This is a genomic window from Bacteroides uniformis, assembly GCF_025147485.1.
In the GTDB taxonomy this organism is placed as follows: domain Bacteria; phylum Bacteroidota; class Bacteroidia; order Bacteroidales; family Bacteroidaceae; genus Bacteroides; species Bacteroides uniformis.
In genome coordinates, this window is the sequence record NZ_CP102263.1 from 3,374,321 (window position 1) to 3,388,324 (window position 14,004).

A 14,004-nucleotide genomic window follows, 5' to 3' on the forward strand; every position below is an offset into this window, starting at 1 on the left:
AGGCGTACGTGACTGGCAACGGTCGGGTGCGAAGCCCTCTTGACAACGACGTTCCAACCTAAGCATCATAGGCGAAGAATGTCAAAGCTGACTGATATGAGTAACCTAAGTGAATCGCCGTACCATCGTGACTATGAATTAGCTCACGGATATTTATGGGCCATTCCAAAAGGCAAGCAGTCAGGATAGTACGCTGTTACATCGTGCTACACGGATGTCGCACTGCTGGTGGATAGGCGGAGTCTAAGTCGGTCGTCAGTTATTTGTGCGAAACTTGGTAAGCCCGTATCTCTCCCGTCAGCCAATAACCGATGGGTGGCCAATTGTAAGAGCGGCCGAATGAGGTGCGGGTAAAGGATTGTGGAGAAAGCGAATGCCATGGTGTAATGCCCTGGATAAAGGTTTCAACGTCACCCTACGCGAAAGCGGGCAGACTTCCACAGGGTAATTCTTTGTGAAACGAATTGTAGAACTTCAAGTATAAAGAAACAGCAAAGGAACAAGGCGCAAGCCGAGTGTGCATCTTCAGCCGGACGCAAAACCGTGTGGAAAGGAATAGACTTCGCACGATGCGAACGTAAGGTATCAATCGTTCACTGACTGCTATGTTCGGTATTAATGCAGACTGAATCCTTAATCATTTATCCAAACTCTTGAAATATCAAAGCCTGATTTAAGTGCAGATAACTGATAGAGTTTGGATAAATGGAAAGTTTGAATAAAATACATTATTATCAATTTCTACAGATATTTTTCCTTGCGCTCACACCCCACTGCATATTTGAGAAAACAGAATGATTTAACATACTATTTTTCATATCCAATCTTTTTTAATACTCCCCATGATAATACTCACTATAAAAAGTCCAATCGAATAATTTTACGCGGTGATAAATGAAATTAATAGAAAGCGATTACCTTTGAAGAAAAAGTCTGTAATTTGGTCAAGAGAAAAGTACAATAGGTCAAAACATGGATATTATAATTCGCTTTATTTGCACTACCATTTTAAATCTAATTGTATTAATCCTTATTATAAACTTTAATATCTGCACTATGAAGAGAAAAGTACTATTAAGCACATTGTTTCTAATACTACATTTCACTGTAGCATTAGCACAGCAAGTAACTATTTCAGGGCAAGTGTTGGATGAGAAGAGTGAACCTCTTATCGGTGCCACGATAAATATCGAAGGTACCACCAATGCAGTAATCACCGATTTAGAAGGAAAGTTCACGATAAAAGTACTTCCTTCTGAAAAACTGGTCATCAGTTATCTGGGATATAAGCCCAAAACTATCACTATCGGAAAGAACCGAAGATTTGATATCATTCTAGACCCTTCAGTCACAGAGATGGATGAGGTGGTTGTTGTAGGCTATGGTAGCCAGCGAAAAAGTGATATTGCAACCGCCGTTGCTTCTGTGAATATAAAAGATATTGTAAACAGTAGTTCTACGCAGACGTTGCAAGCACTACAAGGCAAAATCAGCGGAGTACAGATTATCCCCACAGACGGTTCATTGTCAAGCGGAATGACTTTCAGAATCAGAGGTGTCAACTCCGTCACAGGAGGAACCCAGCCTCTCTTCGTCATTGATGGTGTACCAATGCCTACTCAACAGATCACCAATGAAGATACCGAAACGGTAAACAATCCTCTGCTGGGACTGAATCCAAATGATATTGAATCCAATTTGAATTATTGGAATCCTCGTCCTATCAAAAAGGATAATCCATATTTGACCGTCCAAAGGAAGCTCTCTCCACAGACTGTGGAGGATTTCGCCAATAGACTGTTCATCTACCAGGTAGGAAAAAACAATCATATCGGCTTTCCATTCCGCAAACCCTCCCAGATGGAAATCCTTAACTTTGAAATGAGGAACTATTTTGCAGAGACCAATACCAATTATAAAGCCTTTGCCACGGGTGGTGACAAGGCACAAAGCTGTTGGATGGCCAATTTTGTTCCTTTTGACAAGGTTACAGACATATATCTCTTTGAATCCGCTATTGACGCAATGAGTTTCTACGAAATAAACCATTATACTAAAGAAACCACATGCGCATTCATAAGCACGGGGGGATATGTCACCAAATCCCAAATAGAGAATATAAGCCGTATATTCCCATCTGATAAGGTAAAGTGGAATTGTTGCTATGACAATGATGCCAGCGGTAATGGTTTTGACATCACCACAGCATATTATCTCAAAGGTGAGGAATGTAAAGCTTTTGCAAGGACCAACACTGGAGACACATATAAGACCATCTATTTAAGTTTCCCGGATGGAAACACACAGACCTTCAAAGAAGATGCATTTTCCTCCGGCGAGTATCTTAAACAACATGGTATAGACAATGTAAATATCATCAAACCTTCACGGTACAAAGATTGGAATGAGCTTCTTGTCTATTACAAAAGATTTGATTTGAACCTGGGTCCAGGAATGAAATTCATCCCGGCTATCGAAAAGACCATATCCCAACTGAATCTAAGAGGATATGAACAATTGGCCAATAGTATCAGTTCTTCCACAAAAGAACTGGCGGATTCTCTGCTTGAGCAAGCCAATTACTGCATTTCCGCACCTCTTGCCGAGAGCGGCGCTTATACTCTTATGGTAGACTGTAATATCTTCATGGGGCTGGACACGATGGTACCGGTACCAAGCAACTTATATGTTATAGAAAAGTGCACGCAAAAAAAGATATCGGCACATGCCATAAATGAATTTCTTAAAAAAGAATATATAAACATTTTTAGAGACATGAGTTCATCTGATTTCAAAAATTTTCTAGAGAAAGACATCCTAACTTATACAAAGGGTGCTGTAGAAAAGAATTTTGAGAAAGTGATATTGACTTTCGGATGGAGCCTTAAACCTTCAATTCTAAAAAAAAAGAGTTTTGACTTAGAACATGGTATATAGCATAACAATACAGCATGATACCATAATAGTAGCTGTTTCAAGCAGACATGTTGTCACAATTCCTGCCAGGTTTAATGGAATGATTCTCGGGCTTTGGAACTTGATACAGATTTTCGTTGCCTACTGTAATGAGAATCCGAATTGGGTGAGTAATGTCCGGTCACTGTGGGGTGACCGATTCAAATAGGGACAGGTATGGAACGGATGCCTATTCATGCCCCTATTATAGCTGACACATGGACTTTTATACATTCTTGCACTTTTTAAGTGGGTAAAAAAGTACTATTTGTATTTTATACAAAAAATTGTTTGCTTAATGAAATGGAACATACATTGCCAATGATATTTAATACCTATATATAGGTATTAGATGCGTTTTTATACCCAAAAAATGGTATTTTTATAATCTTTTGTAATATCTAATTTTGCGTCCTAAAATAGATCTTTTATCGAAGAGAGATACAGTTTCCTTATATTTGAACTGGGGCTTCTGTAAAGTGCGATAAATATGAGGCTGGAACGGAGCTATCAGAAGAATTTTGGAGAAAATCCGTTTTTTAACTTAGTTAGATCTATCAATGAAAATATAAGTATTTATCTGCGTTGTATTAAGATATAGCATATCAGAACTACAACCATCCCGTTTTTTATTTAGATTTGCAGTTTGCTTTTAATCACTCAAGATCCGTATTACTATGTATGGAACTTAAATAAAGTACTAATATATATTGGATTTTCCTAAATATAATGCAGTTGCTATATTGTTAGACAACAGACGGTTGAGGTCTGTGAGATTATGCAACGGCACCAACAAAAACAACATGTATTTTTAATAATTTTAGTTTTGTTACACACAATGGTTTGTTTTAATTTAAAATTTACATATAATTTTGCATTGTTAATAAATATGATGTTACTTATGAAAAAAGGTATTTTGGGGTGTAATATTATATACTTGTTTATACTTATTTGCATAGGAATTGCCCTCCCTATCAAATCGCAAAACAATTACAAAGTAAAACTTACAGGCACTGTTTATGAGTACGACCACAACAACAAGCGTTTGCCTTTAGAATTTGCAGCTGTGTCTATTCCTGAAATTGCACTAGGGACAACCTCTGATGAAAATGGTAGATACATACTGGAAAACGTACCTACTGGTAAAATTCGTATGCAAATTCAATATTTGGGCAAAGTCTCCATTGACACCTTAATAAATGTAAATAAGGATTTGGTTCTTAATTTTACAATGAGGAATGAGGATTTTAAGTTGAAAGAAGTTACAGTAACTGCAACCAACAGCCGTTCAGGCAAATCCACATCTTCTCACATTTCCCGCTCTGCTATGGACCATATGCAAGCGACCAGTTTATATGATGTAATGTCATTGATGCCAGGTGGAATTTCACAGAATCAAGATATGAGTTCGGCACAACAGATTAACATCCGTCAAGTTTCCAGTTCCAGTGGTCCGGAAGCTCCGATGAATGCTATGGGCACCGCAATAATTCGTGATGGTGCCCCCATCTCAAATAATGCTAATCTATCTGCGATGAGCCCTACGGTATTAAGTGGTACGGAAACACCCGCTTCATTGGCCGGAGGTGCCTCGCCGGCTGGTGGAACCGATGTTCGTAGTATTTCTACTGAAAATATAGAGTCTATACAAATCGTTCGTGGTATCCCTTCTGTTGAATATGGTGATCTGACCTCAGGAGCAGTAATTATTAATACAAAAGCTGGTCGTGAGCCGCTACGTGTCAAAGCAAAAGCCAATCCCAATATCTATCAGGTGTCTATGGGAACCGGTTTTGAACTTGGAAAAAAGAAAGGCGCTTTAAATGTAAGTGCAGATTATGCTTATAATACGAATAATCCAATATCCAGTTACCAGCACTATCAGCGTGCCACAACAAAGTTGCTCTATTCAAATACTTTCTTTAATAATAAGTTACGTACCAATTCCAGCTTTGATTTTATTTATGGTAAGGATCAACGTGAACGTAATCCTGATGATGAACAAACTAAAACAGCTTCGGAAGGCCGCGATATAGGTTTTACTTTGAATACCAATGGTACATGGAATATAAATAAGGGCTGGTTAAAAACACTACGCTATGTATTGTCAGGTACGTATATGGATAAAGACAGTTATTATGAAACCGTATACAGTTCTGCTACATCTCCTTATTCCATGACCACTACAAACGGTGCGGTACTTAGTAACTTTGCAGGTCAGCATATCTATGATGCCAATGGTAATCAAATTACTAATTTTGGACCGGAAGACATAAATCATTATGCTGTTTATCTACCAAGCAGCTATTTGGGACACTATGAGATCGATAGTCGTGAAGTTAATTTGTTTGCTAAAGTGACGAGTTCTCTATTCAAGGCGAGCGGTCATGTAAACAACCGCATCTTGATTGGTGCGGATTTCCGGAGTGACGGTAACGTTGGTAAAGGAAAAACTTATGACCCAAGTACTCCTCCTTATCGTAGTCAATACGGTCATAATTCATCTTTCCGTCCACGTAACTATAAGGATATTCCTTTCATTAACCAATTTGGTGCATATGTGGAAGATAATTTCAAATGGTCCATAAGCGGTACGCATGATTTGAACATTCAGGCTGGTGTGCGTTATGATCATACCTCAGTAGTAGGAGGCATTTTCTCGCCACGTGTAAATGCATCCATTGATTTGATTCCGAATCTATTAAGTCTTCAGGGAGGTTACGGTATTGCTGCAAAGATGCCTTCTCTTCTCTATTTATATCCAGAAAATGCATATTTTGAATATATCAATATAAATGAGCTTACCAATGAAAATATTCCGGAAAGCCAGCGCTTGTTTATGACTACCACAGAAGTTCGGCAAGTAGATAACTCAGATTTGAAGATTGCCCAAAATCATAAAGCAGAAGTCGGTTTTAATTTACGAGTGGGTAAAACCAATCTGAATGTAATAGCTTATAAGGAGCGTCTGAAGGATGGTTATGTAATGAGCCAAACCTTCAACACCTTCAATACATTTATCTACAATGAATACCAGCGCACAGAAAACGGGATAGAGCTTAGTAGTAGCCTACCGGTATTGTCTACTTATGCAAAACCAACTAATAATTTAAATATAGAAACTAAAGGTTTAGAATTTGATTTGAATATCGGACGTATTGATGCTATCCGTACGGCCTTCCAAATAAATGGCTCATGGATGCGTACTAAGAGTTGGCGTCAGGGTTATAGCTTCTATGACAATAGCGAAGATGCTGCTTCAGCCCGTAAACCGGTGGCCATTTATTCTCAAGAAGGCAATGCAAGTTACAAACAACAATTTGTAACGACTTTACGTGCCACTCACAATATCCCGCGTATCGGTTTTGTTGTTACGATGACAGCACAAGCTATTTGGCAGCAGTCTAATTGGAATACATTTGGAAACGATTCTATACCTGTGGGCTATTTAGCATTGGAAGATGCGTCTGTAAATATGTTTCCCAAGGGGAAATATACCACTACCCAGCAAGTAAAGGATGCAGGATATGGATATATGTTGAATAATGTAAGTCATAATAATGCTATAAAAGAATCATACAGTCCTTATTTTTGTTTTAACTTGAATGTAACTAAAGAAATTAGCAATATGCTACGTGTTTCTTTCTTTGCCAACAATATGTTCAGAAGTTATCCGCGCAGAGAATCCAAACGTAATCCGGGTTCATATATTCAATTGAATAACCGATTTTTCTTTGGGCTGGAATTATCACTCACTTTATAATGTTTAGGAAGTTATGAAAAAATATTTAATATATTTGTTTACATTGGCAAGTACCCTTTTGATAGGATGCGATTCGTTCAGGGACATGTCTGGCACAGCAGAAGTGAATCCTATCACAGTGGATGTATATTTGGATATTACCGTTGAAAATATATCCACACTGAAAGATCTGACTGTAAAGTTCGACAATTACGATGAAGATTTACATTATGTAAAAGAAGTAACTGATAATAGTGTGAAAGTTGACGGAATTATCCCCGGAATTTATTCGGTAACAGTATCCGGTACAGCGATCGATACAGAAAACAATGAATACTACATCAATGGCAATTCTGTAAATGCGGCATTATTTAAGCATGGTAGCGCATTGAATATTGAAGTACAAGGGCTTAAAGTGAGCCCATTAATATTCAAGGAGATTTATTATTGCGGTAGCCGTCCGGAAAAAGGAGGAGTCTATTTCCGAGACCAGTTCTATGAGATATACAATAACTCTGCTGACATTTTGTATTTGGACGGTATTTATTTCGCAAATTTAACTCCGGGTACAGCTACCACTAAATTACCTATTTGGCCGGAAGCGGACGGTAATAATTATGCATATGGAGAACGTGTGTGGAAATTTCCAGGAAATGGAACCGAATATCCGTTAGCGCCAGGTGAATCTTGCATCATTTCTCAATTTGCCGCTAACCATCAGTTGGACATCTATAACCCTCAAAGTCCTATAGACGGCAGTAGTTCTGAGTTTGAGTTTAATATGAATAATCCAAACTTCCCTGACCAGGCAGCTTATGATATGCAACATGTTTTCTACCAAGGAAAAGCAGAGATGGGAAGTATACCACAATATTTGACATCCGTATTCGGAGGTGCTTATGTGATTTTTCGTGTTCCTGAAGGAGAAGCTTGGGATCCGGTCAACGATGAAAATATGAAGACAACAGATCTTAGCAAACCGAACAGCAATGTTTATTATGCAAAAATACCTATTAAATATGTATTGGATGCTGTTGAAGCAGTAAACAATGAGTCAAAGATGAATGCAAAACGTGTCCCCGGTGTACTTGATGCAGGTATTACTTGGGTAGGAGCTACTTATTGCGGTTTAGGTATTGCTCGCAAATTGTCCACAGACGAAGAAGGTAATCCTATTATTCGCGAAGAAACAGGTACATATATATATCAGGATACAAACAACAGTACGGATGACTTTGAACGTGGCGTTGTTCCTGTAATGCGTCGTAATGGAGCAAAAATGCCTTCATGGAATCACACATTGTAATAATTAACTAAAAAGACAGAACAATGAAAAAACAATATATGAACTATATGAAAAGCTGCCTGCTGGTAATGATAGCCTGCCTTGTAAGTATGGTGGGAGCGGCACAGGGCTTCTCTCCCGCCGCTATGGAACAATTGAAAACAAGACGACTATGGTCTCATTCACAGAATGCTGCCGGTATGCCATTCGATGATATTCAGAATTATTCGAATGTTATATTGGGATATGACTTACAGGACGGAAACTATTGCCGTCCGCAAGAGGGGCAGAAAGAGGCTATCGTAGGTGTATCCAGTGAAGGCTTTATCAATCTGAAAAATGCATATGTGTGGGGAGCATTTAATTTTGCACAAAAAAATCTGACAGATGCCGGATATAACGCCTCCATTGCCGATCCATTCAGGGGAATGCCTTACTATGTCGCAGACCAGCACTTAAGTAAATGGAGAAATCAATATTACGATCTGAAGTTTCGTGCAGCTACTCCTTTACTTGGTAATCATTGGGCATTGGGGTTGGAAGGTAATTATGTAGCTACATTAGCTGCCAAACAGCGCGACCCGCGTGTGGATACCCGTTTTTATACGCTGGGACTGACGCCGGGGATTACTTACAAGTTGAATAATTCACACAAGTTTGGTGCAAGTTTCAAGTATAGTTCTATCAAGGAAGACTCAAGAATGAGTAATGTCAACTCTTATGTGGATCAGGACTATTATATATTATACGGTTTGGGAACAGCCATAAAAGGAATAGGCAGCGGTGTAACCAGCAATTATATTGGAGACCGTTTCGGTGGAGCTCTCCAGTACAACTTCAGTATGCCCTCTTTCAATTTACTGCTTGAGGGCAGTTACGATGTAAAAGCGGAAACTGTTCAGCAGAGCTATACGACTCCTAAAAAAATAGCCGGTGTAAAAGATAAAACTGCTCATGTTTCTTTAACGATGATTCAGGAAGGAAAGGACTATACCAATTATATGAGAACCACATATACAAATCGTAACATCGATGGTATTCAGTATATTTCTCAACGCGATAACTCTGAATCACAAAGTGGCTGGGTGGAATTATATAATAACATCCGTTCTACGTACAAGGCACAAACCGCTTCTCTTAATTATGCATTAAGCAGAAACCGCGGGAATGAATATAGTTGGAAAGCAGAATTAAATGTGAATTATACCAAGCAAGACGATGGATATTTAATGCCTAATTCTGTACAGAATGCAGAAAATTTATCTTTAGGCTTAGGTGGCAAAAAAAATTTTGTTTTAGGCAATAGTTTGAATCGCAGGCTTTTAATAGATGTTCATGTTGCGTATAACAATAATCTGGGAGGTGAATATGTATATGGTGGCAGCCATGCAGACTATCCAACTGTAACCGAATTACAACAAGGGCTGACTAATTATTATACCTGTGATTACTATCGTATTGGCGGGTCGATAACGTATTCGCAACAAGTCAGAGAAAACAGACGTATGAACTTATTTGCAAAAGTTGTATTCGATCGTGTAAATACCTCTGACTATGATTATGATGGGCGTACTCATTTATCGATAAGTTTAGGATGTAATTTTTAATGCTACATAACGAAATCTATATTACAAAACATGCGTAAATTAATAACTGGAAGTTTGATGCTCTGCAGCATATTATCTCTGCGGGCACAGACATTTGTTAAACCGGCTGTGAAAGTAAAGGACACCTCTTTTGCTGTAATTACAGATAAAGGGACATTTCAGGCTTGTGAAGCCGAGCTTAAAGCCTATCAGGAGATTCTAGGAAAGGAAGGGTTGCCTACGTTCATCGTATACAATGAATGGAATAAACCGGAAGATGTAAAGAAAGTTATTGTTAAACTCTACAAAAAGGATAAATTGGAAGGAGTGGTATTTGTCGGTGATATCCCTATTCCAATGCTCCGCAAAGCCCAGCATATGACTTCCGCTTTTAAAATGGATGAGAAAAACAATGACTGGAGAGATTCTTCAGTGCCCAGCGACCGTTTCTACGATGATTTCGACCTACAATTCGATTTTTTGAAACAGGACAGTGTCGAAAATAATTTCTTCTATTATAATTTGGCTATAAAATCTCCACAGCAAATTCGGTGTGACATATATTCTGCACGTGTCAAAGCTGTTGATAACGGCGAAGAACCGCATGCGCAAATCAGCCGCTATTTTAAAAAAGTGGTGGCTGAGCACCAGATAAACAATAAATTAGACCAATTCTTCTCCTATACAGGTGATGGCTCTTACTCTAACTCATTGACTGCATGGACACCGGAAACCTTTACTATTCGCGAACAAATGCCGGGCGTATTCGATAAAGAGGGACGGGCCCGTTTCATCCGTTATAATTTCAGCGATTATCCCAAGGACGATGTCATTAATATGCTGAAACGCACAGATCTGGACTTGTCTATTTTTCATGAGCATGGTATGCCCGAACGTCAATATCTTTCCGGTAGTCCCGCTACTAATAGGTGGAATGCTCATGTAGATGCAATGAAGTACTATTATCGTGGTTTAGCGCGTAGAAAGCAAAACAACAAAAAGTCTTTCGACGAAATGCTGGATATGATGAAAAACACATACGGTTTGGACACTACTTGGATTGCAGGCTATGATGATCCCAAAGTAATTGCAGAAGATTCTTTACTAGACCTGCGCACCGGTATTATCCTGTCGGAAGTTACAGAGTTTAAGCCTAATAGCCGTATGGTAATTTTCGATGCATGCTATAATGGTGATTTCCGGGAAAAAGATTACATTGCCGGACGTTATATCATGTCGGAAGGAAAATGCGTAACTACTTTTGCCAATTCAGTCAATGTACTGCAAGATAAAATGGCAAACGAAATGCTCGGCCTGTTAGGTATGGGAGCACGAGTGGGGCAATGGGCTAAATTGACGAATATTCTCGAATCGCACATTACCGGTGACCCTACTCTACGTTTTCATTCTATCAATGAGGTAGATGCCAATGCTTTGTTCAAAGAACCATATAGCGAGTCCCGCATGTTGGAGTTATTACAGTCGCCCTATGCCGACATACAGAATTTTGCTTTGCACAACCTTTATCGCAATGACTATCCGGGTATTTCTGATTTATTAAGAAAAACTTTTGAAACTTCCTCGTTCATGATGGTACGTTTCACCTGCTTGGCATTGCTTGAGAAGATTAGTGACAAAAACTTCCGGGAAGTCTTACACTTGGCCATTACGGATTCCTATGAATTTATTCGTCGCACCTCCGTTCGTATGATGCAACATGTGGGACTGAACGAGTATGTTTATCCGCAAATCAAAGCCTATGTAGAAGACAACCTATCCGAGCGTGTGGCATTTAATGTGAGTTTGGGGCTTCAAGTCTTTGATCAGGCAGCCGTACAGGCGGCAATTGATAAAGTAATGGCTGAGACCTATGTGTTGCAAGACAAGGAGGAGATGCGTAAGGTTTTGGAGAATGCCAATAATAGTCGTAGCATGCAAAAAGAGTTATTAAGCAAAGAAACTTCCGAACGTTGGCGCATCCTTTATTGCAATTCTCTGAAAAATCATATGGCACATGCCTGTGTAGACGGCCTCTTGGCTTTACTTACCGACTCCAGTGAAAGTGAAAAGCTAAAAACCTGTTTATTGGAGGCTTTTGCTTGGTTCACTCATTCTTATCGGAAGCCTGACATCCTTCGGGTATGCGATCAACTGAGAAAAGATAAGAGCTTATCCGAGAACCTTCGTGAAGAAGCCGACCGTACATATTACAGACTTAAAAATTAATTGGCCATGATTAAAAAAATAATATATCTGGCATTTCTTTTGCCATTGGCAGGAAATGCACAAACAACAGTCATAAAGCCATTGGTCAAACAACCTACCGCTTTTGCTATCATAACAGATAACCAAACTTATGCAAATACCAAAGATGCCATGCATCAGTACAAAACTGCGGTTGAAGATGATGGTTTGGCAACTTATCTGATCAGCGGTGACTGGCAAAATCCAGATCAAGTCAAACAGATAATCATCAAAACATATCAAGAATGCCCTTCATTGGAAGGTCTGGTTTTAATCGGCGATGTGCCTGTCGCATTGGTACGTAATGCGCAACACATGACTACTGCATTCAAAATGAATGAGAAAGCCTTTCCTTGGGATCAGTCTTCCGTACCTACCGACCGCTTTTATGATGATCTGAACTTAAAGTTTGAGTTCATCAGGCAAGACTCAGTAAATCATCAGCATTTCTACTACAAATTGACAGAAGACAGTCCCCAGCGGCTAAATCCTACTTTCTATTCAGCTCGTATCAAGTATCCGGAAAAAAAGGAAGGGGATAAATATGCGGCCATTGCCTCATATCTGAAGAAAGCTGCTGCTGCCAAGGCAGATAAGCATAATCAATTAGATCGGGTATTCTCATTCAATGGTGCTTCTTACAATTCCGATTGCCTGATTGTATGGATGGATGACGAAAAAGCTTATATGGAGAACTTTCCATTAGCTTTTGGTCGTCAAATGGGATTCAAACATTGGAACTTCCGAATGAAACACCCTATGAAATATAAGTTATTCAGCGAATTGCAACGAAAGGACCTTGACTTATTTATGTTTCATGAACATGGAATGCCAACAGGGCAGCTTATTAATGATGAATTGGCATGCACTGATTTCAATAATCGTTATAAAATGTTGAAGAGTACACTTTATAATGCAGTCATGTCCCATGTTGGAAAACGTGACAAAGACACCTTACGTATTCAGATGCAGGAAAAACGACAAGTGAATGAGGTGTTTTTTAAAGACCTGGACAATCCTAAGTTCTGGGAAGCAGACTCTCTTCACTACGCTGATGAACGTATCGTAACGGAAGATTTAATGAAGAGAAATCTTTCCACTAATCCGAAGATGATAATGTTTGATGCGTGCTACAACGGTTCTTTTCACGAAAACGACTATATAGCAGGACAATATATCTTTAATGACGGTCAGACATTAGTAGCACAAGGAAATACCCGTAACGTATTGCAAGACCGCTGGACTATTGAAATGATTGGTTTGTTGTCCCATGGTGTACGAGCCGGGCAATACAATAAGCTAATCGTATCACTTGAAGGTCATTTGTTTGGTGATCCCACTTTCCGTTTTGCTCCTATCGAAGCCAATACTTTAAGTACCGATATAACAATACACAAAGATGACAAAGCCTATTGGAAGAATTTGTTAAACAGCCCATACGCTGATGTACAAAGTTTGGCCATGCGTATGCTGGCTGACGCCGATACCCAAAAGGAATTATCTCCGTTGCTCCTGAAGAAGTACCGGGAAAGTGGCTTCAATACGGTTCGTATGGAAGCTATCAAGTTGTTGAGCCGTTATCAGGACGACAACTTCATCGAAGCATTACGCGAAGGTTTGAACGATACTTATGAAATGGTAGCTCGCCAAAGTGCCATTTATGCTGGATTTGTAGGTGACGATTCCTTATTGCCCGCTATTGTGGAAGCATTGGTCGAACATAATGAACGCTTACGCGTACAAATGAGTGCCAACAAGGCTTTAAGCCTTTATCCGAAAGAGAAAGTAGAAAAGACAATAGAAGACTTTTATGCAAAAGTTGACCGTTTGAATGAAAACGAAGAGAAAAAACGATTACTAAGAAGCCTGGAAAGAATGTTTGTACAAGAGGCAAAAGTCCATCAGACCTTGATGGATGTAGCTGCACCGGAAGCAAAACGTATCAGTGCAATCCGCAATGTGCGTAACTATACATTCCATTTCCACGTGGATGATTATTTGAATGTAATTCGTGATGCCGGTAATCCACAGGAAGTACGTGTAGTAATGGCCGAAGCATTAGGTTGGTTTACTAATTCTGTACAACGGCCACACATTCTTGAAGAAATAAAGAAGATGCAACAAACAGCCAATCTTCCGGAAGATTTAAAAGCAGAGCTTGAACAGACAATCAAAAGATTAAGTTTATAAAT

Annotated in this window: 6 protein-coding genes; all 6 read left to right on the plus strand. The window is 39.2% G+C overall.

Annotated elements, in window-relative coordinates; genetic code table 11:
• Positions 1 to 1,056 precede the first annotated feature (1,056 nt).
• Positions 1,057 to 2,937: a carboxypeptidase-like regulatory domain-containing protein gene (locus NQ510_RS13470; protein ID WP_034525778.1), complete on the plus strand. Its 1,881-nt coding sequence runs from the start codon at positions 1,057 to 1,059 to the stop codon at positions 2,935 to 2,937.
• 910 nt (positions 2,938 to 3,847) lie between these two features.
• On the plus strand, positions 3,848 to 6,718 hold the full coding sequence (locus tag NQ510_RS13475) for a TonB-dependent receptor (RefSeq protein WP_004311273.1): 2,871 nt from the start codon (positions 3,848 to 3,850) through the stop codon (positions 6,716 to 6,718).
• Positions 6,719 to 6,731: 13 nt separating this feature from the next.
• Entirely contained in the window at positions 6,732 to 8,003 is a 1,272-nt protein-coding gene (locus NQ510_RS13480; RefSeq protein ID WP_004312956.1) for a DUF4876 domain-containing protein, read from the plus strand.
• Positions 8,004 to 8,026: 23 nt separating this feature from the next.
• The gene (locus tag NQ510_RS13485; RefSeq protein ID WP_005829321.1) at positions 8,027 to 9,589 is read left to right on the plus strand and encodes a DUF6850 family outer membrane beta-barrel protein; all 1,563 of its coding nucleotides are present in this window, start codon (positions 8,027 to 8,029) and stop codon (positions 9,587 to 9,589) included.
• Between the two features lie 30 nt (positions 9,590 to 9,619).
• Entirely contained in the window at positions 9,620 to 11,794 is a 2,175-nt protein-coding gene (locus NQ510_RS13490; protein WP_005829319.1) for a HEAT repeat domain-containing protein, read from the plus strand.
• Positions 11,795 to 11,800: 6 nt separating this feature from the next.
• On the plus strand, positions 11,801 to 14,002 hold the full coding sequence (locus tag NQ510_RS13495; protein WP_004311266.1) for a HEAT repeat domain-containing protein: 2,202 nt from the start codon (positions 11,801 to 11,803) through the stop codon (positions 14,000 to 14,002).
• The last annotated feature ends 2 nt before the right edge of the window (positions 14,003 to 14,004 follow it).

Coding starts and splice junctions, on each gene's coding strand:
- NQ510_RS13470 (WP_034525778.1), top strand. CDS start 1,057: ATGAAGAGAAAAGTACTATTAAGCACATTGTTTCTAATACTACATTTC.
- NQ510_RS13475 (WP_004311273.1), top strand. CDS start 3,848: ATGTTACTTATGAAAAAAGGTATTTTGGGGTGTAATATTATATACTTG.
- NQ510_RS13480 (WP_004312956.1), top strand. CDS start 6,732: ATGAAAAAATATTTAATATATTTGTTTACATTGGCAAGTACCCTTTTG.
- NQ510_RS13490 (WP_005829319.1), top strand. CDS start 9,620: ATGCGTAAATTAATAACTGGAAGTTTGATGCTCTGCAGCATATTATCT.
- NQ510_RS13485 (WP_005829321.1), top strand. CDS start 8,027: ATGAAAAAACAATATATGAACTATATGAAAAGCTGCCTGCTGGTAATG.
- NQ510_RS13495 (WP_004311266.1), top strand. CDS start 11,801: ATGATTAAAAAAATAATATATCTGGCATTTCTTTTGCCATTGGCAGGA.